The organism is Oleiphilus sp. HI0086 (assembly GCF_001635225.1).
Window position 1 is genome coordinate 1 of the sequence record NZ_LWFZ01000313.1, and the last position, 273, is coordinate 273.

1 protein-coding gene is annotated in these 273 nt (G+C 45.8%); it reads right to left on the reverse strand.

What is annotated here, in order from left to right; all coding sequences use genetic code 11:
• On the reverse strand, positions 1 to 273 hold a 273-nt coding region (locus A3756_RS25830), incomplete at both ends, for a DUF1513 domain-containing protein (RefSeq protein ID WP_156490248.1).

Genomic DNA, 273 nt, shown 5'->3' on the forward strand with positions numbered 1-273 from the left:
TGTCGCTGCAGAGCTTTATTTCATGTGGACCAATACCATGGCTTGAGAGCTGGGCGTGTACGCGATAATCGTTGAGCACATCTCTCACAAAAAGCCTTCCTTGACCCGAATCTATGTGATTTTCAGTGCTGACCAAATAACGTCCATCAGGTGTGTAAAGAGCATGCCCGTAGAAGTGGAAACCCTGTTCAGGCTGAATATGTTTTATCACTCTGCCTGATTTGATTGAAGATACGATTATGTATTGACCAGGACGCCGCCCAATGACTGCTA